The organism is Pseudoselenomonas caprae, assembly GCF_008271345.1.
Lineage (GTDB): Bacteria > Bacillota > Negativicutes > Selenomonadales > Selenomonadaceae > Selenomonas_A > Selenomonas_A caprae.
On record NZ_VTOZ01000023.1, the window covers coordinates 1 to 22,975 of the forward strand.

General features: G+C 55.0%; 22 protein-coding genes and 1 tRNA gene. 22 read left to right on the forward strand and 1 reads right to left on the reverse strand.

The window, feature by feature from the left end:
• The 21 genes from FZ041_RS10470 to FZ041_RS10570 form a co-directional block, all read left to right on the forward strand.
• On the forward strand, positions 1 to 904 hold a 904-nt coding region (locus tag FZ041_RS10470; protein ID WP_149189511.1), incomplete at its 5' end, for an MBOAT family O-acyltransferase.
• A gap of 15 nt (positions 905 to 919) precedes the next feature.
• Positions 920 to 1,891, forward strand: coding sequence for a DUF1574 family protein (locus tag FZ041_RS10475; protein ID WP_149189512.1), 972 nt, complete (start codon positions 920 to 922; stop codon positions 1,889 to 1,891).
• 95 nt (positions 1,892 to 1,986) lie between these two features.
• Positions 1,987 to 3,375, forward strand: coding sequence for an MBOAT family O-acyltransferase (locus FZ041_RS10480; protein ID WP_149189513.1), 1,389 nt, complete (start codon positions 1,987 to 1,989; stop codon positions 3,373 to 3,375).
• 21 nt (positions 3,376 to 3,396) lie between these two features.
• Positions 3,397 to 4,380: a hypothetical protein gene (locus FZ041_RS10485; RefSeq protein WP_149189514.1), complete on the forward strand. Its 984-nt coding sequence runs from the start codon at positions 3,397 to 3,399 to the stop codon at positions 4,378 to 4,380.
• A gap of 38 nt (positions 4,381 to 4,418) precedes the next feature.
• A complete protein-coding gene (locus tag FZ041_RS10490; RefSeq protein WP_149189515.1) occupies positions 4,419 to 5,180 on the forward strand; it encodes an MBL fold metallo-hydrolase in 762 nt (253 codons plus the stop codon).
• A 17-nt stretch (positions 5,181 to 5,197) separates the two neighbouring features.
• Positions 5,198 to 6,337, forward strand: coding sequence for a S1C family serine protease (locus tag FZ041_RS10495; protein WP_149189516.1), 1,140 nt, complete (start codon positions 5,198 to 5,200; stop codon positions 6,335 to 6,337).
• Positions 6,337 to 6,816: a 23S rRNA (pseudouridine(1915)-N(3))-methyltransferase RlmH gene (gene rlmH / locus FZ041_RS10500; protein WP_149189517.1), complete on the forward strand. Its 480-nt coding sequence runs from the start codon at positions 6,337 to 6,339 to the stop codon at positions 6,814 to 6,816. Before FZ041_RS10495 ends, rlmH begins: the two co-directional genes overlap by 1 nt.
• A gap of 123 nt (positions 6,817 to 6,939) precedes the next feature.
• Positions 6,940 to 7,911, forward strand: a complete 972-nt coding sequence (locus FZ041_RS14585) for a 5-bromo-4-chloroindolyl phosphate hydrolysis family protein (protein WP_149189518.1) — start codon at positions 6,940 to 6,942, stop codon at positions 7,909 to 7,911.
• 17 nt (positions 7,912 to 7,928) lie between these two features.
• Positions 7,929 to 9,074, forward strand: coding sequence for a toxic anion resistance protein (locus FZ041_RS10510; RefSeq protein ID WP_149189519.1), 1,146 nt, complete (start codon positions 7,929 to 7,931; stop codon positions 9,072 to 9,074).
• A gap of 9 nt (positions 9,075 to 9,083) precedes the next feature.
• Entirely contained in the window at positions 9,084 to 11,063 is a 1,980-nt protein-coding gene (locus FZ041_RS10515; protein WP_149189520.1) for a penicillin-binding protein, read from the forward strand.
• Between the two features lie 849 nt (positions 11,064 to 11,912).
• The gene (locus FZ041_RS10520; RefSeq protein WP_075443646.1) at positions 11,913 to 12,329 is read left to right on the forward strand and encodes a SoxR reducing system RseC family protein; all 417 of its coding nucleotides are present in this window, start codon (positions 11,913 to 11,915) and stop codon (positions 12,327 to 12,329) included.
• Between the two features lie 33 nt (positions 12,330 to 12,362).
• On the forward strand, positions 12,363 to 13,718 hold the full coding sequence (gene rsxC / locus FZ041_RS10525; RefSeq protein WP_149189521.1) for an electron transport complex subunit RsxC: 1,356 nt from the start codon (positions 12,363 to 12,365) through the stop codon (positions 13,716 to 13,718).
• Positions 13,715 to 14,704, forward strand: coding sequence for an RnfABCDGE type electron transport complex subunit D (locus FZ041_RS10530; RefSeq protein ID WP_149189522.1), 990 nt, complete (start codon positions 13,715 to 13,717; stop codon positions 14,702 to 14,704). The genes rsxC and FZ041_RS10530 overlap by 4 nt, the downstream gene beginning before the upstream one ends.
• A complete protein-coding gene (locus FZ041_RS10535) occupies positions 14,701 to 15,252 on the forward strand; it encodes an RnfABCDGE type electron transport complex subunit G (protein WP_255449356.1) in 552 nt (183 codons plus the stop codon). The genes FZ041_RS10530 and FZ041_RS10535 overlap by 4 nt, the downstream gene beginning before the upstream one ends.
• Before the next feature lies 1 nt (position 15,253).
• The gene (rsxE, locus tag FZ041_RS10540) at positions 15,254 to 15,904 is read left to right on the forward strand and encodes an electron transport complex subunit RsxE (protein WP_149189523.1); all 651 of its coding nucleotides are present in this window, start codon (positions 15,254 to 15,256) and stop codon (positions 15,902 to 15,904) included.
• Positions 15,904 to 16,479 carry an electron transport complex protein RnfA gene (locus tag FZ041_RS10545; protein WP_149189524.1) on the forward strand — a complete coding sequence of 192 codons (576 nt, stop codon included), beginning with the start codon at positions 15,904 to 15,906 and terminating at the stop codon, positions 16,477 to 16,479. Before rsxE ends, FZ041_RS10545 begins: the two co-directional genes overlap by 1 nt.
• A 39-nt stretch (positions 16,480 to 16,518) precedes the next feature.
• Positions 16,519 to 17,361: an RnfABCDGE type electron transport complex subunit B gene (gene rnfB, locus FZ041_RS10550; RefSeq protein WP_149189525.1), complete on the forward strand. Its 843-nt coding sequence runs from the start codon at positions 16,519 to 16,521 to the stop codon at positions 17,359 to 17,361.
• Positions 17,362 to 17,378: 17 nt separating this feature from the next.
• Entirely contained in the window at positions 17,379 to 18,692 is a 1,314-nt protein-coding gene (locus tag FZ041_RS10555; protein ID WP_075443656.1) for a M18 family aminopeptidase, read from the forward strand.
• Between the two features lie 155 nt (positions 18,693 to 18,847).
• On the forward strand, positions 18,848 to 19,810 hold the full coding sequence (locus FZ041_RS10560; protein WP_075429445.1) for a TAXI family TRAP transporter solute-binding subunit: 963 nt from the start codon (positions 18,848 to 18,850) through the stop codon (positions 19,808 to 19,810).
• Positions 19,811 to 19,891: 81 nt separating this feature from the next.
• Positions 19,892 to 20,368 (forward strand): DUF1850 domain-containing protein, encoded by a 477-nt coding sequence (locus FZ041_RS10565; RefSeq protein ID WP_255449359.1) that lies wholly within the window; start codon positions 19,892 to 19,894, stop codon positions 20,366 to 20,368.
• Positions 20,365 to 22,293 carry a TRAP transporter permease gene (locus tag FZ041_RS10570; protein ID WP_149189527.1) on the forward strand — a complete coding sequence of 643 codons (1,929 nt, stop codon included), beginning with the start codon at positions 20,365 to 20,367 and terminating at the stop codon, positions 22,291 to 22,293. Before FZ041_RS10565 ends, FZ041_RS10570 begins: the two co-directional genes overlap by 4 nt.
• A gap of 70 nt (positions 22,294 to 22,363) precedes the next feature.
• Here FZ041_RS10570 and FZ041_RS10575 read toward each other — a convergent pair whose 3' ends face one another.
• A complete protein-coding gene (locus tag FZ041_RS10575) occupies positions 22,364 to 22,561 on the reverse strand; it encodes a hypothetical protein (RefSeq protein ID WP_075443660.1) in 198 nt (65 codons plus the stop codon).
• 239 nt (positions 22,562 to 22,800) lie between these two features.
• Between FZ041_RS10575 and FZ041_RS10580 the strand changes: the two genes are divergently transcribed.
• Positions 22,801 to 22,889 (forward strand) — tRNA-Ser (locus FZ041_RS10580).
• The last annotated feature ends 86 nt before the right edge of the window (positions 22,890 to 22,975 follow it).

A 22,975-nucleotide genomic window follows, 5' to 3' on the forward strand; every position in this document is an offset into this window, starting at 1 on the left:
AAATTATACGAATATAGCAAAGGGCATTTCGCTGTTCACGCTTGGTTTGTTCAAGAAAACGGTCATTGCGGATAATCTCTCTCCTTGGGTAGGGGATATATTTACAAAAGCTGATCAGCTTTCGTTTATCGAGGCCTGGGCAGGTGCATTGGGATATACCTTCCAATTGTATTTTGATTTTTCGGCATACTCGGAGATGGCGATTGGATTAGGCTTGATGTTCAATTTGAAATTCCCTGTCAACTTCAACTCACCGTATAAAGCTACGTCAATTATTGATTTTTGGCGTCGTTGGCATATGACGCTGGGTGCCTGGGTAAAGAATTATTTATATATCCCGATGGGCGGAAATCGCTATGGCGAATGGCGTAAGATGCGAAATCTGTTTGTGTCCATGCTGCTGATTGGCTTATGGCATGGAGCTGGCTGGACGTATATCATCTGGGGTGGCATTCATGGTGCTTTGCTGATGATCAATCATCAGTGGCGTCGTCTCAATATCAAGCTGCCGGCAGTTCTGTGCTGGGGGATGACGTTTTTCAGTGTCGTGATTGCGTGGGTGTTCTTCCGCGCGGCATCCATTCACGATGCCATAGCGATATTAGGTGCTATGACGGATGTCCATAACATTGTGTTCCCGGATCAGGGCAATTTCCCGAAATTGTTAGCGTTCCTTGTTCCGTATGGTGTAAGCTTCGATGTGTGGCGGGTATGTGAACCATTGGACCGTATTTTGTGGAATATGGCAGGCTTGTCTATTGTACTGGCTGTTATACCGAATCCAATTTGCTTAATGGAGAGATTCAAGGCGAATTGGAAATGGTTTGTGTTGATATTATCGTTGTTGCTGATATCCTTGTATAAATTGAATACCTACACGGAGTTTTTGTATTTTCAATTTTAAAAATGAGGGAAAGATATGAATAGTAAACGCTTTGTGTTAGGCATAAGCGGCGTAGTCGTTGGGATAGTTTTGCTTATTTACAGCCTGACATGGATTTTGCCAGATATGTATTATATGACCGCGGGGGAATACGGATCTTGGCTGCAACAAAAAGATTTCACCCAGAGCAAACATGAAAATGTGGATGTTTTGTTGTTGGGAGATTCACGGATGAAGATTGGCGTGGATCCGGCAATACTTAGCGAATCTGCCTATAATATGGCGTTATCTGGTTGTAACCCGATAGATATGTATTATTCGCTGCAGCGGTATCTGAAAAATAATGATGCACCTAAGCTGGTTATCATTGGCTATGCGCCGACACATTTGACGCATATGGAAAATTATACAGAGAGAAGTTTGTACTTTCATTACTTATCAGAAGATGAAGTGCAAGAAGCTAATGAGAATATACGGAAATATGATGGCAAGGATATGACTGGAGAATACATCAAATATAAATATCGTTCTCCGGCAATCTATCTGACAGGTGTTTTGCATAATCTACGTAAAAATGCTAAGGTGGCCAATGAGGTGGAATATGCGCAGCTGGCAGAACAGCGTGGTGCAATGTTTTTAGAGGCTGTAAAGGATCCTGCGGATCAAGTAAGACCAGAAGAAACCAAGGCTATGGATTTTTCGCCGCTAGCATCGTTGGATTTTTATTTGCGGGAGACGATACAGCTTTGTCAGACGAATGGTATTCCTGTGATGATTATCCAGTTCCCTATGGGAGAATATGGCATAGAAAAACTGAAGGAATCGGGATATCTAGTCACGTATAAAACTTATATGGAAGACATTCGTGATCAGTATGGGATTCCTGTGCAGACAGATATTCCTATGTATACGAATGATATGTTTGCAGATAATTCGCATTTGAATAGAAATGGTAATCGCGTATTCTCTAATGAAATTAAACGTATTATAAAGCAGTATGTTGAGTAAAGGAGAATGAACTGCAAGATTTAGAAATAGATTTTCCTTGTAATCGGATTCGAGAGAATAGAGAGGAAAGACAAGGATGAGGTGTGTAGGGATTCATGCTGTTTAATTCATATGTTTTTATATGTGTTTTTTTACCGATTGTAGTTTGCTGTTTTTTTGTGATAGCAAAACGATATGGAAGGAAACCAGCACAGTTCTGGTTAGTGATATCATCGTTATTTTTTTATGCCTGGTGGGATTATCGCTATCTGGCATTGTTGCTGTTGTCGATATTGTTTAATTACAAAATCAGTTGTCAAATTTCCCGTAAGGGGATGAAGAAATTTTGGCTTGTTGCGGGTATAGCCGGTGATTTGTGTTTGCTTGGGTGGTTCAAGTATGCTGGCTTTTTTGCGGATACTTTCAATGCGTTAGCAGGTGCAGCAGTTATCGATGTACCGCATGTCATACTGCCATTGGGAATTTCTTTTTTCACTTTTACGCAGATTGCCTACTTGGTGGATACCTATCGTGGGGAGACAATTACTGGCGATGTTGTGGGCTTTTTTGAATTTGTAACGATTTTTCCACATTTGATAGCGGGTCCGATCATTAGTCATCGGTCGATGCATCCGCAGTTCATGGCGGTACAGTCTTATCGGCTTGATTATGGGAATATTGCACAGGGCTTAGTGCTGTTTTCTTTGGGCCTTTTCAAAAAGGTTGTCTTAGCAGATAGTTTAGCGCCGTGGGTGAGCACAATATTCTCCCAGGCGGGGGCGCTGGATTTTGTCACTGCCTGGGTGGGGGCATTAGGATATACTTTGCAGTTGTACTTTGATTTCTCTGGTTACAGTGAGATGGCCATTGGCTTGGGATTGATGCTCAATTTACAATTTCCGACGAATTTTAATGCGCCATATCGGGCAACAAGTATTGTGGATTTTTGGCGTCGTTGGCATATGACGTTAGGTGCCTGGGTAAAAGAGTATCTGTATATTCCTTTGGGCGGAAATCGGCAGGGTGAAATCAAGAAAATGCGTAATTTATTCCTGTCGATGCTGCTCGTAGGCTTTTGGCATGGAGCTGGGTGGACGTTCATCCTTTGGGGGGGCTGGCATGGCCTGCTGTTGATGATCAACCATCAATGGCGCCGCTTATCTATTTCCTTGCCGCGTGGGTTAGCCTGGACGATGACTTTCCTGTGTGTTGTTATTGGATGGGTAGTCTTTCGGGCAAATGATTTTGCCGGTGCAATAGCTTATCTGTCTGCCATGGTTGACATCCATAGCTACGGTAGTGTTTCTTTGATACATGGTGAAGTGGCGAAGTGTTTTCGGTTTGTATTAGCTGGTATGCTGCTGGTATTGCTAGTACCAACGCCGCTGGCTATGATGAAAAACTTTACCCCGAATAAAAAATGGGTGGCGGCAGCGATAATCCTGTTTGTGATTTCTTTGCTGAAGATGAATGAGTATAGTGAGTTTTTATACTTCCAGTTTTAAGCGTGTGGGGAGATTATACGTTTGAGTAATAAAAGATTTGTATATACATTTATTTTTGGCGTGTTAAGTGTTATGCTGCTTTTATGGGGAGCAATTATTGTAGTGCCGTTTTCCTGGTATATGGGAGATGGCTATAATTCATGGTATTTTCAAAAGCAGGCTGTTATGTGCCAGGAGGGCGAGGCTGATATACTGCTGCTCGGCGATTCGACGATGAAATCAGCGGGGATTCCTCAGGAAATTGGAAAAAAATGTTTGAATTTGGGGTTGGTTGGCGGGTCGCCTATTGAAGCTTATTATTCGCTAGCCGCATATTTAGAGAACCACGCATATAAACCGCAGGTGGTAGTGGTACAATTCATTCCGACACTTTATAGCGACATAGCAGCATATAGCAGCCGGACTATGTGTTTCCATTATTTGACTAAGGCGCAAGAAAAAGAAGTGGAAGACATACGTTTTGAGCAGGATGGTCTCAGTGTGAGCGAAAAGAAAACCCTTCAATTGAAACGGCTTGCGTTTGAAGCGTATATGCCGCAGATTTATGGGTTTGATTTTTGTAACCGCATGTTAGCAGGCGGGAATGATGTGGCGGCCGATCAAAGAAATTTTTATCAGAATAATGGTTGGGAGGCCATTCAGTCCGGAGGGGAGAATACCTCATTGAATGTTGCTGCATCGATGCAGGAATTTCATGTGCTGCCGACCATGGAGATATATTTGAAGCGGCTGGCAGACTTGTGTAAAGAACACAATATAGAATTGCTGATCGAACAAGCGCCGATGACAAATCATAGCTATCAAAGGGTGGTGCAGTCAGGGTATTTGGCGCAGTATCAAGTATATTTGACTGAGTTGGCAGATGAATGTGGTGTCATAGTGTCTAAAGAGATTCCGGTTTACGAGACGGATTGTTTTGGTGATGCGACGCATCTGAATGAGAAGGGCGCAAGGCAGTATTCGCAGAGACTGAAGGCGAAGCTGGCGCCTATTGTTTGCAGGTAGTTTACAGAATCAAGGATTAGGATAGGAGAAAGTAAGGTATGCAGGTTTCGGTGCTGGCCAGTGGCAGCAAGGGCAATGCGGTCTATGTAGAGATGGATGGCTGCCGGCTGCTTATCGATGCAGGTATCAGTGCGACGCGGATCAAGAAGGCTCTTGCGGCACTGGATGTGGATGCGGCGACCCTCGATGGTGTGCTGATCACCCATGAGCATCGCGACCATATTGCAGGGCTTACGACGCTGTCGAAGTGGTATCATCTGCCCATCTTCACGCGGCGGGCGACGTTTGCGCATATGAGCTGCCGGGCGCAGCTGCCTGTGGAGTGCTTGCAGCCGATTGAAGATGGTTTTCGCCTGCATGGCGTGCAAATCATGCCGTTTTCGACCTCGCATGATGCGGCAGATCCTGTTGGGTATCGTGTGCAGGGGTCAAAGTGCATGGCTCTGGCGACGGATCTTGGTTTTGTGACGGCGAGCGTACAGGCGGCTATTGATGGTGCGGATGTGCTGGTGCTGGAGGCGAACCACGATCCTGAGGTGCTGAAGAATGGCTCGTACCCATGGCCGCTTAAGCGGCGCATCCTGTCGAACCGCGGCCATCTGGCCAATTCGGATGCGGCCTGGGCGCTTGCACGGCTACGCAAGCAGCCCGAGAAGGTTTTCCTCGCGCACCTGTCGGAGGAGAACAACCGGCCGGAGCTGGCGCAGGATACGGTACAGGGCATCCTATCCCGGCAGGGGATTGCGCTTGATTTTGCGGTGGCTAGCCAGACGGAAACCGTATCAATGGTAAGAAATTAATTCGGGAGGGATTTTGCATGAAATCGTTCTTTCAGGTAAATAGCAGTAAAAAACAGAAAAACATTATCGGCGCTTTGCTGATTGCGATGTCGGTGGTATCGTTCTCGGGGTGCTCGGCTGGTACGGCGGGGAATAGCGATAGTTCGCCGTCGGGAGCGGCCGCAGTGGCCCAGCAGACGGCCGCTAATGAGGCAAACCTTTCGGATGCGCGCAATACGCCGGTCGTGCGTGCGGCCAAGGCGGTTGGCCCGGCGGTAGTCGGCATCACAAACAAGGCCATTGCGCGTGACTGGTTCAATAATCCGGTCGAGACCGAGGGCGTGGGCTCGGGCGTCATTTTCAAGAACGATGATGGCAAGAGCTATATCGTGACGAATAACCATGTCATCAGCGGTGCTAGGGAAATCATCGTTTCGCTGGCCGATGGTCGCAGCCTCAAGGGCAAGCTGGTCGGTGCAGATGAGATGACGGATCTGGCGGTTGTACGTGTGGACGACGGCAAGCTGCCAGCAGCTGAGTTTGCGGATTCGGATAAGATCGTGGTCGGCGAGCCGGCCATCGCCATCGGCAATCCGATGGGCCTGGAGTTCCAGGGCAGTGTGACGAGCGGTGTCATCAGTGCTTTGAACCGCACGTTGGACATCAGCGATAAGCGCGTCAAGCTGCTGCAGACGGATGCGGCTATCAACCCGGGCAACTCGGGCGGTGCGCTCGTCAATGCCGACGGCAAGGTCATTGGCATCAACAGTGCCAAGGTGGCTGCCAGCGGCGTCGAGGGCATGGGCTTTGCGATTCCGACGAATACGGTGCAGAACGTTATCGATGAAATCCTCAGCAAGGGCTATGTGGCCCGTCCGTATCTCGGTGTAACGGTCTTCGATCCGCAGACGGCTGGCCGTTATGGCTACCAGCTCAACATTGACAAGGGCGTTTATGTATTCCAGCTCACGCTCAATGGCCCGAGCGGCAAGGCTGGCCTGCAGCGCGGCGATATCATCCTGAAGCTCAATGGCGAGGAGACGAACAGCGTCTCGGATCTGCGCGCCAAGATTGCCGAGCATAAGGTCGGCGATACGGTCAAGGTGACGTATGATCGCAATGGGGCAGAGCGCACGGTGGATGTGGTGCTCGAGGAAATGCCGCAGGACAATAAATAATGAAGATTACGATTGTCTGTGCGGGCAAGATCAAGGAAAAATATCTGAGTGCGGGAATCGCGGAGTTCATGAAGCGCCTGCGTCCGTTCGCTCAGGTGGAAATAAAGGAAATCCACGAGGAAAAGATGCCTGATGAACCGTCGGCTGCCGAGAAGGAGCAGGTACTGGCCAAGGAGGGCGAGAAGCTCCTGCGGCTCGTGCCTGCGGGCAGTTATCTGTTTGTACTCGATGTGTATGGCAAGGAAATGCCGTCGGAGAAGCTGGCGGAGAAAATCGACCAGCTCGGCATCCAGGGACGCAGCAATATCACGTTCCTGATTGGCGGTGCGTTTGGCCTGTCGAAGGAGGTGCGGGCGGCGGCCGATGAGAAGCTCAGCTTCTCGCAGCTGACGTTCACGCACCAGATGGTGCGGCTGCTGCTCGTTGAGCAGATCTACCGTTGCTTTAAAATCAATCGTGGAGAGAAATATCATTGGTGAGGAAAGCCTTCCCCTGCGGGGGAGGGCTTTTGTCTTGGTGTTGTTTCGCGATGTTTTGTGGTATGATATAAATGTCAGATTTTACTAGTTTTTTTCGTGAGACGGCAGGGAGGAATTGTCGCTATGCGGAATCTATATATAGGACTAGGTGTGTTGTTCTTGGGCGCAGGCATATTCTGGGTCAGTGGCGATTATCCACGGCTCGGGATGGCAGCGTTGTTTGCTGGCGGCTGGTCGCTGGTGCAAGGCGTGCGGGCCGGCCGCGAAAGCGAGGGACGCAGGCTGCGGACCGAGGAGCTATCGACAGAGCAGGCGCGGGCGGCCGAGGCAAGCTGGCAGAAGGCGCTGGCAGACTATGACCGCATCGAGAAGGTGCGGCGGCAGATCCACGACGTAGATCTGAGCCGGCAGCTCACGACCATCCAGCAGGAGTCCGCGTGCATGCTGGATTACCTGGAGAAGCATCCCGACCGCGTGCCTGTGGCGCGACGGTTCATCGACTATTACCAGGACCGGGCGGCGAGCCTCAGCGAGGAGTTCCATGAGCTCGAGCAGACACGGCTCGAGACCGAGCAGGTGCGGCAGGTGCGCACGCGGCTCAAGGAGACGCTGGCGGCTTTTGACGAGGCCTATGCGGCTGAGTTCGAGAAGGTCATGGGGCCTCAGCTCATGGACATGGAGGCCGAGATGACGGTGATGCAGCAGCATCTGGAGTCGGAGGGGATTGCCGATGATCCCAGCCGGCCGCAGCCGAAAAAGCAGCCGGCGGCGCAGGCTAAGCGTCCTCCGCGGCAGGATATCCCTTTTACCTTTGGCAAAGGGCGTTCTGGCCGCAATAAGAGCGGCCAGGGCAGTTACAGCATCGTACCGCCGGCTGTGCGTGGTGAGGTCGTCAAGGAGAAGATCATCCTGAGCCTGCTGGCCATATTCCTTGGCTGCATCGGTGCGCATAAGTTTTACCGGGGCAAGACCTTTGCGGGCATCATGTATCTGGTCCTGTTCTGGACGTTCCTGCCGGGCTTCATCGGCTTTATCGAGGGCGTCCGCTATCTGTTCATGCCCGTGGACGATTTTTATGAGAAGTACTACCGCTGAGTTTTGAGGTGACGACGATGGACATCAATCTGGAAGATCTCATGAAAGCAAAGCAAGAAGCTGCAGGGGCAAAGGCACCTGTGGCAGCAGACGAGGCGCTGGCGGCGCAGGTCGAGCAGCAGACGCTGCAGCTGACGCCGGAGGAGCGGGCGCAGGCCGATAAGATAAAGGCGGGCATCGACCTCACGGATTCGACGGCGGTGCTGAGTTTCGGCGCGCCAGCCCAGCAGAAGATCGCTGAGTTTGCCGATGGCGTGCTCGCCCAGGTGCGCACGAAGGACAGTGGCCCGGTGGGGGAGCTTTTGGGCAGCCTGGTGACTGAGGTGCGCGGCTTTGAGGGGCATAAGCCCGGCGGCTTTTTGGGCAAGCTGCCATTCATCGGTGGCCTGGCCAGCAAGGCTGAGGACATCAAGAATGGCTATGACAAGCTCTCGGTGCAGGTGGAGCGCATCCAGAGCAGTCTTGAGCAGGCCAAGATCAAGATGATGAAGGACGTCGTCCTGTTCGATAAGCTTTACGATGAGAATCTGGCGTATTTCAAGCAGCTGCAGGTATATATCCAGGCTGGTGAGGAGAAGCTCACGGAGATGCGTGAGGTGACGCTGCCGAAGCTGCGTGCGCAGGCGGCTGCCGCAAATGATCCGATGGCCGTGCAGGTCGTGGCAGACTTCGAGGGCAGCGTCGAGCGGTTTGAAAAGAAGGTCCATGATCTCAAGATCAGCAAGACCATCGCCATCCAGACGGCACCGCAGATCCGCTTGATCCAGAACAACGACAAGGCGCTCATCGACCGTGTGCAGACGGCTATTTACAGCACGATACCGCTCTGGAAGAACCAGATGGTCATTGCTTTAGGGCTGTCGGCCCAGCAGCAGACGCTGCAGATGCAGCGCGCCGTGACGGATGCGACCAATGAGCTTTTGCGCCGCAATGCCGAGCTCTTGCAGCAGAATACGGTGGAGACGGCTCGTGAGAATGAGCGCGGCGTGGTCGATATCGAGACGGTGCGCGAGGTCAATGAACGGCTGGTGGCCACCATTGAAGAGACAATCAAAATCCAGCAGGAGGGCCGGGCGAAACGCCAAGCGGCCGAGGCCGAGCTGGTACAGATCGAGGGGCGCCTGCGGGATACGCTGCTGAAAAGCAGTGGGCGCCGGGAGTGATAAAAGGGAATGAATAAGAGACGGTACACGACACAAAAGCATATTACCTGGCTGGCGATGCTGATGCTGCTCGTGTTGGGCGTTGTCGTCCTGCGCTATGGCTGGCTGCAGCTCATACAGGGCAGTGAGCTTTCCGAGCGCATGAAGAATCAAGTCGGGCATGACTATGCCATCCAGTCGCCGCGCGGTGCAATCCTTGACCGCAATGGGCGGGAGCTCGCGGTCAGTACCATGACCAAATCGCTTTATGTCGACCCGAACCATGTCGAGGATGCGGCTGTGCTGGCGGCAGATCTGGCGTCAGTCATCGACAAGCCGGAGCAGGAAATCCTTGACGACATCAATGTGGGCGGCGGCTTTGTCTGGGTGAAGCGGCGCATGGAGCAGACGGAGTATGAGGCTGTGCGCAAGCTGATCCGCGAGAAGTCGTATCAGTCCTGCCTGGGATTCCGTGATGAGGCGAAACGCTACTATCCGAACGATGCACTTGCGGCTAATGTGCTGGGCTTTGTCGGTACAGATGACAAGGGACTTGATGGTGTTGAGCAGGCGCTCGATGGCCTGCTCAAGGGCGAGATAAAGGAAAAGTATCTGACGACTGACCGTCAGGACCGCCCTATCCTAGACTCAATCTTCACAAGCAGCCGCCGTTACCGCGGTGACTACTGCAAGACGGTGGAGCTCACGATCGATAGCGGCATCCAGTTCATCGTCGAGCAGGAACTCGACCGTGCGGTGGCCGAGAATAACCCGAAATCCATCACCTGTGTCGTCATGGATCCGAAGACTGGCGAGGTGCTCGCGATGGCTTCGCGGCCTTCGTACAATCCGAACAAGTTCTGGGATTATCAGCCGGAAGTATGGAAAAACCGTGCGGTGTCGTTTATCTATGAGCCAGGGTCGACGTTCAAGTCGGTGGTGGCTGGTGCGGCCCTGCAGGAGAAGGTTGTCACGCCGAATCAGGTCTTTGTCGACCCTGGCTATGTCATGGTGTCGGGACGACGCATCCAGAACTGGAGCGGTACGAGCTTTGGTACCGTCACGTTCACCGATGTCGTCAAGCAGTCGCTCAATACGGGCTTTGCGCAGGTCGGCCTGCGGCTCGGTGCGGAGAAAATCACGGCCTATGCCAAGAAATTCGGGTTTGGCGAGGCAACGGGCATTGATCTGCCGGGCGAGGAGAGCGGCATCCTGTTCGAGCCGGAGAATATGCGCGACTCGGATATTGCGACGATGTCCATCGGCCAGAGTATCGCGGTGACGCCGCTGCAGCTGGTGACGGCGATGTCGGCGATTGCCAACGATGGCGTCCTGCTGCATCCGTATATCGTGAAGTCCATCCGCAATGCCGATGATTCGGTCTATGAGGAGCGGCAGACCAAAGAGGTGCGCCGCACAATCGAGTCGGCCACCGATAAGACGCTCGTGGGGCTCTTAGAGCAGGTCGTTGCCAGCGGCGGTGGCCAGAAAGCCAGTGTGCGCGGCTATCGCATTGCCGGTAAGACTGGTACGGCGCAGAAGATCCGTGAGGATGGTGCCGGCTATATGGAAGGGCGCTATATTGCTTCGTTCTGCGGCTTTGCGCCGGTCGAGGATCCGCGGATTACTGTGCTGGTCATGATTGACGACCCGAGCACGGGCAACTACTACGGCGGTCAGATTGCGGCTCCGGTGGCGGGACGCATCTTTTCCCAGCTGTTCCGCTATCTGCACATCGCGCCGTCAAGCGATCCATTTGCCAATATGGAGCCGCCCAAGAATACTCCCCAGCCGAAGCCAGTCAAACCGTATGACGGCGAGGTGCCCGAGGGCAAGATCGTGATGCCGGACTTTACGGGTAAGAGCCTGCGCGAGGCAGCCAAGCTTGCCAGCGACAAGGGGCTGAGCTTTACGGGCGAAGGATCGGGCTACGCGACGGGACAGAGCATCCCGGTGAATACGCTCGTCGACCAAGGGGCAGGCATCGTGGTTTACTTCAAACCGGATTAGAGAGATACATATATGATACGTAGGAGTCCGCTGACGCAGGAAAGTGTCAGCGGACTTTTTTGCAAATTGCAGTTTGTATGTTCGTGCGAGCTGAAAATAGGCTTGGAGCAGCTCAGCTTGGGTGAGGGTGGGTGCTCTTTTTCTCCGCTCCGCTAAATGACCCGCGCGGATACCCTTGTACGTACTTAGTGACATGCGCCGGGCAAGCCGGCGGCGCGCCAATACATCTAAACGTTCTAGTGATTATCTACCGCGGGCCATCCCTCACTGCGTTCGGGCAGTCGCTCCGTCTACGAAGAAAGTGTACCCACCCTCGCCCTCCGATATGTTGGAACAAGCCTGTTCCTTTCCGGCGATAGGCAACGAATTACATCGATGTGCTTGTTACGGGAGAAACGGTTCGTACCATCTCAGATTTCCATTACCAAAGGGGCGAACGGGGTAGTGCTTCTTTCTGTCTGGAGCGACTGTCCTGCGCAGCAGGACTGGGCCGTAAGCGCATAAGCTAGACTCCGATGTGTACGCCACGACCTGGTGACGGGAGCAGGTAACTAAGTCCGTAGTTTTGGTCGTACGGTCCATTTAGCGGAAACAGAAAAAGTACTACCCCGTGAACCCCGCGCTTCGTAGTAGCAGGATTCCATACGGACGCATACACCTCATCCGAGCGCTTCGCGCCCACCTTCCCCTCGGTAAGGGGAAGGCTGGAACTAAACCGTCAAACTGCAATTTGCTGTATTACGGGGCATCTATTCCTTAAAATATAATTTTCACAATTGATAGGAAACAGGATATTTTGAATAGAAGTCGAATAGAGTAAGTGTATATCGATAGGCGGGAGGAGAGCAGATGAAACAGGAACAAGGTCTCGTCGTCGAGGTCTATGACGGGCTGGCGAAGATAAAAGTCGGGCGTCATGCGGAGTGCACGAGCTGCGGGGCGTGTCCGTCGAGCCGTCAGGTGATGGTCGAGGCGGTCAACAAGATCGGCGCCCATCCCGGTCAGCGCGTGCGTTTTGCCATGCAGGAGCAGAATGTGCTCGTCGGGGCATTTGTCGTATTCGTACTGCCCCTGCTGGCCGCGGGGCTTGGCGCTGCGGCCGGCTGGCTGCTGGCGCCGTCCCTGTCCGTTTCGGCGGCACAGGGCAGTGCAGGTCTTGCGCTGGTGGCCTTGGTATTGGCCTTGGGCTTTGTGCGGTCCTTTGACCGCCGTGTGGCCAGACGGCAGGAGATGAAACCCGTCATCGTCGAAATCCTGGCGGATTGACGCGAGATTTGCGAAAGCTATGAGGTGATGTTGATGTTCAAGAGTTTTTGGGGAGGAATCCACCCGCAGGACGGCAAGGCGCTGGCCAAGGATAAACCCATCGAGGTGATGGCACCGCCAGCGGAACTCGTTGTGCCGCTGAGCCAGCATATCGGTGCACCTTGTGCGCCCTGTGTCAAGGTGGGTGATGTGGTAAAGCGCGGCCAGCTTATCGGCACGAGTCCGGCGTTCATGCATGCGGATATCCATGCGCCGGCGGCTGGGAAGGTCGTGCGCATCGAGGAGCGGCCGCATTCCGGGCGCATCAGCTGTCCTGCGGTGGTCATCGAATGCGATGGGGCCGATGAATGGGTGGAAGGACTGCCGCTGAGCCGCGACTGGCAGGCGATGACGGCTGAGGAAATCCTCGGTGCGATCCAGTCGGCCGGCATCGTTGGCATGGGTGGTGCTACTTTCCCTGCGCATATCAAGCTGAAACCTTCTAAGTCTGTGGACATCCTGATCCTCAACGGTGCGGAGTGTGAGCCGTATCTGACAGCGGATTACCGGCTGATGCTGGAGGAACCCGCACATATTGTGGAGGGCGTGCAGATCCTTGCCAAGGTGCTTGGCGTCAAGCGCAGTGTCATCGGCATTGAGGACAATAAGCCTGAGGCCATTGCGGCATTGGAGAAGGCTTGTGCCGGTACGGGCATCGAAGTCGTGGCCCTCAAGACAAAGTATCCGCAGGGCGCGGAGAAGATGCTCATCAAGGTCATCGCGGATCGTGAGGTGCCGATGGGCGGGCTGCCGATGGATGTCGGGGCTGTCGTGCAGAACGTGGGGACTGTGGCGGCCATCGACGATGCAGTCGTGCGTGGCCTGCCGCTGACGGAACGCGTCACGACGGTGTCGGGGGATGCGGTGGCCGAGCCAAAGAACCTGCGCGTGCGCATCGGCACGAAGTTCAGCGATGCCATCGCGTTCTGCGGTGGCTTGCGCGAGACGCCGGATAAACTCATCGCTGGCGGCCCGATGATGGGCATGGCGCAGACAACGGCAGAGGTGCCGGTAATGAAGGGCTCGTCGGGTATCCTGGCGCTGACGCGCAAAGTCACAGAGCATGGTCCGGAGATGAACTGTATCCGCTGCGGGCGCTGCGTCAAGGCCTGCCCGATGGGTCTCGTGCCGAGCATGCTGTCGATTCTTTCGGAGCGACAGGATTTTGCAGGCTGCCGGGATGAATACGGGCTTATGAACTGCGTGGAGTGCGGCTGCTGCACCTATGTGTGTCCTGCCAAGCGCAATATCGTGCAGTACATCAAGAATGCGAAGGGCTTTGTGCGGGCGGAGATGGCCAAAGCCAAGGCCAAGGCTGATGCAAAGAAGAAGGAGGGCGATGGGAAATGAGTGAGACGCGCTACACGATTTCTGCCTCGCCGCATATCCGCGACGATGAGACGATTTCCCATATCATGTGGCAGGTCAATGCGGCACTTTTGCCCGCAGCCCTGTTTGCCATCTGGTGGTTTGGTTTCCCCGCACTTATCAATATGCTTGTGGGTGTCATATTTGCCGTAGGCGCTGAGTATGTCTGGCAGCGCGCGCTCAAGCGGCCGGTTACGGCCTTCGATGGCAGTGCCTGCATCACGGGCCTCCTGCTGGCGATGTCGATGTCGCCGCTGCTGCCGCCGTATATGGTCGCTATCGGCTCGGTGCTGGCTATCGTGGTGGCCAAGCAGTCCATGGGCGGCCTGGGATTCAATATCTTCAATCCGGCGCATATTGGCCGGGCGGCGCTTATGGTATCCTGGCCAGTGGCGATGACGACCTGGTCGAAGATGCAGGACATGAGCGCCGGCGTCGATGCGATGACGAGTGCGACGCCCCTCAACATCCTGAAATTGCAGGGCTATGATGCGCTGGTGAATACCTTTGGCGGGCAGGCCGCCATGTACTGGCATATGTTCATCGGCACGCGCAACGGCTCGCTGGGGGAGACGAGTACGGTGCTGCTGCTCATCGGCGGCCTCTATCTGATTGTGAAAGGCTATGTGAATTGGATCGTGCCAGCGGTCATGATTGCAACGGTGGGCGTGCTGACCTTTGTATTTGGGCCGGCAGGACTGTTCACGGGGGATCCGCTGTTCCATATGATGGCCGGCGGACTGATGCTCGGTGCGTTCTTTATGGCCACCGACATGGTTACGATACCGATGACGGTCAAGGGGCAGGTGATCTTTGCCGTGGGCGCGGGCGCTATCACGGTGCTGATCCGCTTGATCGGCGGCTATCCCGAGGGCGTATGCTATTCCATCCTGTTGATGAATGCGGTGACGCCGCTTATCGACCGTTTCACGAAACCGCGGATTTTTGGCGCAGGGGGTGACAAATGATGGCTGAGGAACATTCGATTGTGAAGATTGCCGCCAATCTGGCCATGGCGTGTTTCATCTCAGGCGTCGTCATCGGTTCGGTCTACTATGTGACTGCACCGGTGGCTGCCCAGAAGGCTGAGCTCATGCGGCAGGAGTCGATGAAGTCATTGGTTCCCGATGCGGAGGATTTCCAGCCGGTTGACGGTCATGAGGGCTGGTTTGCCGCACAGAAGGGGGGCAAGACCGCCGCTTATATCGTGCCGAGCGAGACCAAGGGCTATGGCGGTACCATCAAGCTGCTGGTGGCGGTCTCTGCCGATGCGAAGGTCATCGATTACAATATCCTCGAGCACAATGAGACGCCGGGGCTTGGCGACAATGCACAGAAACCGGCTTTTCGCGGGCAGTTTGCAGGCAAGAGTGCTGCGGAACTGACGGTCACGAAGAATCCTGCCGACAAGGAGGCCATCCAGGCCATGACAGGTGCGACCATCTCCTCGCGGGCAGTGACCAAGGGCGTCAAACAGGCCGTCGAGGAGGTCGCGCAGCTGACGGGAGGGAAATGATATGAAGGAACTTTGGCAAATCTTCAGCAAGGGGCTCGTGGCTGAGAATCCGATCTTCATCCTCGCCTTGTCCCTGTGCCCCGCCCTGGCGGTCACGACGACGGTCATCAACGGGCTGACGATGGGGCTTACGGTCACATTCGTCATCACGACGAACAATGTGGTCGTCTCGATCGTGCGCAACTGGGTCAATCCGAAGGTGCGCGTGCCGGTCTACATCACGTCGATTGCCACGATCGTCACGGTGGCGCAGCTCGTGCTGCAGGCATATTTCCCCGAGCTTTACAAGGCTATGGGCATCTATCTGGCGCTGGTCGTCGTCTTTGCGATCATCCTGGCGCGGGCCGAGGTCTATGCCTCGAAGCACGGCGTGGTCAAGTCCTTTGCTGATGGCTTTGGCATGGGCTGCGGTTTTACGCTGGCCATGCTGATTATTTCGGTAATCCGTGAACTTATCGGCGCGGGGACAATCCTCGGCCTGCCGGTGTTCGGTGAGGGCTATGAGCCCATGCTCATGATGGTATTGCCGCCAGGCGCCTTTATCCTGATCGGTTATCTGGTGGCGGCGACCAAGACCTGGAACAAGCATGTGGAAGAGCGGCGGGCGCGGGAGGCGCGGCGTCAGGCGGCGATGAAAGGGGCTGAGTCGTGATGGCAGAATATCTTACGTTATTTATCGGCGCGGTCATCGTCAACAATTTCGTGCTGACGAAGTTCCTGGGCCTGTGCATCTTCTTTGGCATCTCGAAGAATCTCAGTGCCTCGGTGGGCATGGGCATGGCCGTGACCTCGGTCATGACCATGAGTTCCATCCTCGCGTGGATCGTTTACTTCTTTGTGCTGCAGCCGCTGGGGCTGACGTTCTTGACGACTATCGTCTTCGTCGTGCTGACGGCAAGTTTCGTGCAGCTCCTGGAGCTCATCATCAAGAAACAGGCCCCGGCACTCTACAACATGTGGGGCATCTACCTGTTGCTGATCGCGACGAACTGCATCGTGCTGGCGGTGCCGCTCTTGAACGTCGAGAACAGCTACAGCCTTATGAAAAGCATTGTCTTTGCCATTGGTTCGGGGCTGGGCTTTGCCTTGGCCATCATCCTGATGGCGAGTCTGCGTGAAAAGCTTGCCTATGCCGATGTGCCGAAGCCGCTGGAAGGCATCGGTATTGCCTTCATTCTGGCGGGCATGCTGTCGCTGGCTTTCCTGGGCTTTTCGGGGATGTTATAAGGGCCTTCCATCAAGGGAAGTGCCGCTAGGAGGTACTCTATGAACACAGCAATCATGATAATCGTCGTGCTCGTTGGCGTCGGCGCGTTTTTCGGGATTGTGCTGGCGCTGGCGGATAAGAGATTCGCCATGGAGGTCAATCCGCTGATCCATGAAGTCGAAGACATCCTGCCCAAGGGGCAGTGTGGTGCCTGCGGCTTTGCAGGCTGTGCCAAGTATGCGGAGGCCGTCGTCGAAGATGAGTCGGTGCCGCCGGATCTCTGCGTGCCGGGCAAAGCAGCGGTAGCCGCAAAGGTAGCGGAGCTCACGGGCAAGAAGGCCGGGGCCTCTGAGCCCAAGTACGCACAGCTGAAGTGCCGTGGGACGAAGACGGCTGCGGCTATGGCCGCGTGCTATGAGGGTGTGCCTGACTGTGCGGCGGCTAAGCTCATACAGGGCGGTCCGAAGGGCTGCAAGTACGGCTGCATCGGTTTTGGCAACTGCGTCAGGGCTTGCCCGTTCGGGGCGCTGTCCATGGGGGAAGACGGCCTGCCCGTAGTCAATAAGGCCATCTGCACGGGTTGCGGCAAGTGTGTGGCAACCTGTCCCCAGGCTTTGCTTACCTTGCAGACCTTCACGGCGCCCGTACAGGTCGGCTGCAGCTCGCATGACAAGGGCCCTGTGGCCAAGAAGCTCTGCCAGCACGCCTGCATCGGCTGTGGCCTCTGCATGCGCAGCTGTACGCAGGGGGCTATCACCATCGACCGCTTCGTGGCCGTGGTTGACCCGTCAAAATGCCGGGACTGCCCGGAGCCGGTATGCCTGGCCAAGTGCCCGACCAAGGCGATACAGGCCTTGGTGCGGCCTGAGGAGGGTGGCTGTGCTATAATGAAGGTATCATAAGAATAAGGACTGATTGGATGAATGTAGAAACGGAAGAATTGCTTGATTTCATCGCCGAGTGCCCGACGCCTTTCCATACGGTGCAGGCAAGCGCGACACGGCTGCGGCTGGCTGGCTTTGCCGAGCTGCCGCTGGCCGGGCCCTGGGAGCTCAAGCGGGGCGGCAGGTACTTTGTGACGGTTTACGACTCGACATTACTGGCTTTTGTCGTGGGCGAGACGGACGGGCCCTTGAGGATAGCGGCGGCCCATACGGACTTTCCGTGTTTCCGCATAAAGCCGCAGGCCGGCATCGTCAAGGAGAAGTGTGGCCTTTTGAATGTCGAGAAATACGGTGGGCTCATCCTGCGCTCGTGGCTTGACCGTCCTCTTTCGCTGGCGGGCAAGATCGTCCTGCGCGGCGAGGATGCCTTCAATCCGGAAATCCGGCTTGTGGATTTCGAGCGTCCGCTGGTGACGATCCCCAGTCTGGCCATCCATATGGACCGTGAGGTCAACGATGAGGGCAAGCTCAACGCGCAGACGGATATGCTGCCACTGGCAGCGGCCTTTGCGGGGCGGGAGACAGCTGATGCGGCAGATGAGGCAGCAGATAAGGAGAAATCCTTCTTTGTGGATTGGCTGGCTGGCGAGCTTGAAGTGCCAGCGGCAGATATCCTTTCGTATGAACTGTCGGCCTATCCCGTGGAGCAGGGCTGCACGCTGGGGCTGGGCGATGAGTTCGTCTCTTCGCCGCGCCTTGACAATCTGACCTCGGTACAGGCCTGCCTTGATGGCATCTGTGCGGCCGAAGCTATGGGCCGGGGACTGCGTCTGGCCGCATTGTTCGATAACGAGGAAGTCGGCAGCAATACGAAGCAGGGGGCAGGCTCGGCAGTGCTGATGCAGGTCTTGGAGCGCATCTATGCTGCCTTGGGGCTCACCAAGGAGCAGCTTTTCATCGACATTGCGGCGGGCTTCATGCTGTCGGTGGATGTGGCGCATGCTGTGCACCCGAATCATGTGGATAAGGCCGACCCTGTCGTGCATCCGGTGCTGGGCGGCGGCCTTGCCATCAAGCAGGCCGCGAGCCAGTCGTACGCCGGTGATGCCGAGGCCGTCGCCATTGTGCGCAGTCTCTGTGAGGAGGAGGGGATTGCCTGGCAGCAGTTCGTCAACCGCAGCGACAGCCGTGGCGGCTCGACGCTGGGATCGATTGCTTCTGCACTGGTGCCGCTGCGCACGATGGATGTTGGTGTGCCGATCCTTTCCATGCATTCTGCGCGCGAGACAATGGCCGGAAGTGACCAGCAGGCATTGGTGCGCTTGCTGCAGCGCTTCTATCAGGAATGACATATGGAAACGATGTGTGTATTGTATACAGATATACTTTACATACATCGTTTTTTTTTATAATCAAGCGGTTGCTTGTGTATATGCACTATGCTATAATTACATATGAAATATGAATAATACTGTATGCAAAAAAGGACATGGGAGGCGTTTGTATGAACTTTGGTAGATTCAAGAAACTGGCAGCTATTGGTATGGCCATGGTCGTTTCGGCGGCACTTCTGACAGGCTGCGGCGGCGATGACGGCGGCAAGAAGTTCCTGAACATTGCAACGGGCGGTACGGCTGGTACGTACTATCCGATCGGCGGTGCGATGGCTGAGATCCTCAACAAGGATATCAAGGGTATGAACGCCAGCGCGCAGAGCACCGGCGCTACGGTAGCGAATATCAACATGCTGAAGGATGGCTCGGTGGATCTGGCTATCGTTCAGAATGATATCACCTATTATGCCGTTAACGGCACGGAGATGTTTACGGACAAGAAGGTCGACAACATCCGCGGCATTGCCACGCTGTATCCGGAGACCTGCCAGTTCGTAACGCTCGATAAATCCGGCATCAAGTCGATTGCTGACCTCAAGGGCAAGAAGGTCGCTGTCGGTGCAGCTGGCTCGGGCGCTGAGGCCAATGCGCGTCAGATCCTTGAAGCCTATGGCATCACCTATAACGATATCGAGGTCCAGTACCTGTCCTTCGGTGAAGGTGCCAGTGCCCTCAAGGATGGCAATGTCGATGCAGCTTTCCTGACGGCAGGCTATCCGACGGCATCGGTACAGGATATCAGCTCGCAGAACAAGATCCGCCTGCTGCCGGTGGATGCCGACAAGGCAGATGCGCTGATTGCCAAGTATCCGTTCTATACGAAGACGACGATTCCGGCTGGTACGTATGCAGGCTTTGACGAGGAAGTCAAGACGATTTCCGTCATGGCAATGCTCGTAGCAACGGATAAGGTCGATGACAAGCTGGGCTATGACATTGCCAAGGCCATCTTCTCGAACCTCGATCGTCTGCAGGCCGCTCATTCGGTCGGCAAGCTCATCACGAAAGAGGGCGCTACGAAGGGTATGTCCCTGCCGATGAATGCTGGTGCAGAGAAGTTCTTCAAAGAGTAAGCGATAGCGATTGCTGCTGATATGCCTTCCTCGCATGAGGAAGGCATATTTAGTGAGAGGGAAGTGTCAGAATTGTCTAAGCTGAGGAGACTGCCGGTTTACTTGTGCATCCTGGGCATATTGCTAGGGCTCGGGGATGTGCTGAGCCAGCCCTGCCTGTTCGTCAAGGCAGGCGGGCAGCGGGTGGCAGTCGTGCCCGCTGCACCGGGAACATCATTCACCATCCATTTCATCCATTCGGTGCAGAAGACGCCGGTTTGGGAGAATCTGGCGGTGGCTCCAGATGGCAGCAGTTTTGTCCTTCACTCGACACGATATCAGTCTTTTGGCGTCGGGCTGCCCTTCCTTGAGCAGGAGGGCAATTTCCGGCAGGAAGGCGATTACTACATCATGGATGACATGGAGCGGCATTTTCCGCGTCTCACGCTGAGGACTGGCGTCGGTACGAAGCTGACGCTGACTCTGGGCGGGCGCAGATATCGTCTCTATGAATCGTATCCGCCGGGAACGCCGGTAGAACTATTTGTCAGTCCATTAGGGAAAGGAATGTTATTATGAAAGAGTCTGAAGCAAAAAAGGCCGAGGACATCCTGAAGAAATATGACAAGGAGTCCGACACCATGGAATACACGGGCTTGATGGCGAAGATTGTCGCCGCCATCGCCATCGCGTTTTCCGTCTTTCAGCTGTATACCGCTACGTTTGGCGTACTGGATGCCCAGCTGCAGCGCGGCGTCCATCTGGGATTTGGCCTGGCGCTGGTCTATCTGCTGTATCCGACCTGCAAGTCGTGGTCGCGCCATAAGCTGCATCCCTTCGATCTGCTGCTCGCGATACTCGGTGCGGCTGCACCGGCCTATATCATCTACGAGTATCAGAATCTCGTGCTGCGCGCAGGCACGGTCTCCGATATCGATCTTGGTGTCGGCCTGCTGGGCATCCTGCTGGTCATCGAGGCGACGCGCCGCGTGGTCGGTCTGCCGATGGTCTGTGTCGTATTGGCGTTCCTGGCCTATGCCTTTGCCGGTCCGTATATGCCGGGGGTGCTGGCCCATCGCGGCCTGACGGTATCGCAGCTCGTCAGTCATCTGTATTTTACGACCGAGGGTATTTTTGGTATCCCGCTCGGCGTATCGTCGACGTTCATCTTCCTGTTCATCCTGTTTGGTGCTTATCTGGAGTCGACGGGGCTCGGTAAGTTCTTCATCGATCTTGCTAATTCAATCGCTGGTTGGGCCAGCGGCGGCCCCGCCAAGGTGGCAGTTCTGTCCTCGGGGCTTATGGGCACGGTGTCGGGCAGCTCGGTAGCTAACGTTGTCGGCACAGGTTCGCTGACCATCCCGATGATGAAGAAGCTCGGCTACCACAAGAATTTTGCGGGTGCAGTTGAGGCAGCCGCTTCGACGGGCGGCCAGCTCATGCCGCCGGTCATGGGCGCAGCTGCCTTCCTGATGGCCGAGTTTGTCGGTGTGCCCTATATCGATATCGTCAAGGCGGCTGTCGTGCCGGCCTTCCTGTATTTTGCTGGTGTCTGGCTCGGCGTCCACTTCGAGGCCAAGCGTGAGAACCTCAAGGGCATCCCGCGCGACCAGCTGCCGAAAATCATGACGCTTATCCGCGAGCGCGGCCATCTGGCCATTCCGCTGATCCTCATCGTCTACCTGCTCGTCTCGGGCTATACGCCGATGCGGGCGGCGCTCGTTGCCATTGTCCTTTCGATCGTCTGCTCGGCTTTGCGCAAGTCGACGCGCATGAAACCGATTGAGATCGTGCGTGGCCTTGAAAATGGTGCGCGCAATGTGCTGGGCGTGCTCGTGGCCTGTGCGGCGGCCGGTATCATCATCGGCGTCGTCACGAAGACGGGCGTCGGCCTCAAGCTGGCCTCGGGGCTCCTGCAGCTCTCGGGCGGGATGCTGCTGCCGACGATGTTCTTCACGATGATCACGGCCATCATTCTCGGCATGGGTGTGCCGACGACGGCCAACTACGTCATCACTTCGACGATTGCGGCGCCGGCTCTTGTGCAGATGGGCGTGCCGGTTCTGGCTGCGCATATGTTTGTCTTCTACTTCGGCATCATCGCCGACGTCACGCCGCCAGTCGCACTGGCCGCCTATGCCGGTTCGGGTATCAGTGGCGGTAACGCCTTGAAGACTGGCATCAATGCGTCGAAACTCGCCATTGCAGCCTTCATCATCCCGTATATCTTCGTCTTGTCGCCAGTGCTATTGATGATGGAAGGTTCCGTAGTGGAGCTGCTGTTCTCGACAGTCACGGCTCTGGCGGGCATGATTGCGCTCTCGTCGGCGCTGATTGGCTATCTGGCAGCCAACTGCCTGTGGCTGGAGCGCATCCTGCTCGTCGTGGGCGGCCTGCTGATGATCCAGCCAGGGCTTTTGACCGACGCCATCGGCCTGACGCTGTTTGGTGCGGTGCTGGCGTATCAGTTCAAGCGTCGCAAAAGCGAAGCACAGACCGTTTAAAACTTGACTTGGATAAATTGAAAGCGCCCCGGTTTCTGTTGAAACCGGGGCGCTTTTCGACGTCCATGGATTATCCTTGCTGCTGCAATGCTTTCCACAGAACTGCGGAGCTCAGGGTATCACCATGACGTTCAAACGCTTCCTGCATTTTTTGACCTAGTCCCACCGTATCCAACAGGATATCTTCAGCCTTGGTCTGCAACAGGAAGAAATCCTCTTCCAGCATTGCAAAGCTGGTGGCGGCTCGATCGGCATTCAGACTATTCACACCGGACCCTCCCGTTGTATGTCGTCGGTCTTGCAGGACCGCACTATTATTATAGTCGAAAGAAGGGCGTTTCGCAATAACGAACCGACGATAATCTAATATACTTTTAAACAAACAACACAGAAGAATGGTGGTGAGAAGAGGGGAAAGAACAGGAAAAAACTTATCAGAAAACATGGTTTGAAACCTTTACAAATGCTATCACCGTGTGCTATAATATTTTTGTTCGCAACGAACACGGAGAGGTGTCCGAGTGGTCGAAGGTGCTTGACTCGAAATCAAGTGTGGTTAATAGCCACCGTGGGTTCGAATCCCACCCTCTCTGCCATTGAGATTAAAGGGCTCGCGCGTTTTTGTGCGGGTCTTTTTTGCTGTGTTTTTTGAGGTGTCTGCGGGCAACTTGCGGGCAACAGG

Excerpts from the sequence above, each read along its gene's own strand:
- FZ041_RS10475 (WP_149189512.1), top strand. The coding sequence starts at position 920 with ATGAATAGTAAACGCTTTGTGTTAGGCATAAGCGGCGTAGTCGTTGGG.
- FZ041_RS10480 (WP_149189513.1), top strand. The coding sequence starts at position 1,987 with ATGCTGTTTAATTCATATGTTTTTATATGTGTTTTTTTACCGATTGTA.
- FZ041_RS10490 (WP_149189515.1), top strand. The coding sequence starts at position 4,419 with ATGCAGGTTTCGGTGCTGGCCAGTGGCAGCAAGGGCAATGCGGTCTAT.
- FZ041_RS10495 (WP_149189516.1), top strand. The coding sequence starts at position 5,198 with ATGAAATCGTTCTTTCAGGTAAATAGCAGTAAAAAACAGAAAAACATT.
- rlmH (WP_149189517.1), top strand. The coding sequence starts at position 6,337 with ATGAAGATTACGATTGTCTGTGCGGGCAAGATCAAGGAAAAATATCTG.
- FZ041_RS14585 (WP_149189518.1), top strand. The coding sequence starts at position 6,940 with ATGCGGAATCTATATATAGGACTAGGTGTGTTGTTCTTGGGCGCAGGC.
- FZ041_RS10510 (WP_149189519.1), top strand. The coding sequence starts at position 7,929 with ATGGACATCAATCTGGAAGATCTCATGAAAGCAAAGCAAGAAGCTGCA.
- FZ041_RS10515 (WP_149189520.1), top strand. The coding sequence starts at position 9,084 with ATGAATAAGAGACGGTACACGACACAAAAGCATATTACCTGGCTGGCG.
- FZ041_RS10520 (WP_075443646.1), top strand. The coding sequence starts at position 11,913 with ATGAAACAGGAACAAGGTCTCGTCGTCGAGGTCTATGACGGGCTGGCG.
- rsxC (WP_149189521.1), top strand. The coding sequence starts at position 12,363 with ATGTTCAAGAGTTTTTGGGGAGGAATCCACCCGCAGGACGGCAAGGCG.
- FZ041_RS10530 (WP_149189522.1), top strand. The coding sequence starts at position 13,715 with ATGAGTGAGACGCGCTACACGATTTCTGCCTCGCCGCATATCCGCGAC.
- FZ041_RS10535 (WP_255449356.1), top strand. The coding sequence starts at position 14,701 with ATGATGGCTGAGGAACATTCGATTGTGAAGATTGCCGCCAATCTGGCC.
- rsxE (WP_149189523.1), top strand. The coding sequence starts at position 15,254 with ATGAAGGAACTTTGGCAAATCTTCAGCAAGGGGCTCGTGGCTGAGAAT.
- FZ041_RS10545 (WP_149189524.1), top strand. The coding sequence starts at position 15,904 with ATGGCAGAATATCTTACGTTATTTATCGGCGCGGTCATCGTCAACAAT.
- rnfB (WP_149189525.1), top strand. The coding sequence starts at position 16,519 with ATGAACACAGCAATCATGATAATCGTCGTGCTCGTTGGCGTCGGCGCG.
- FZ041_RS10555 (WP_075443656.1), top strand. The coding sequence starts at position 17,379 with ATGAATGTAGAAACGGAAGAATTGCTTGATTTCATCGCCGAGTGCCCG.
- FZ041_RS10560 (WP_075429445.1), top strand. The coding sequence starts at position 18,848 with ATGAACTTTGGTAGATTCAAGAAACTGGCAGCTATTGGTATGGCCATG.
- FZ041_RS10570 (WP_149189527.1), top strand. The coding sequence starts at position 20,365 with ATGAAAGAGTCTGAAGCAAAAAAGGCCGAGGACATCCTGAAGAAATAT.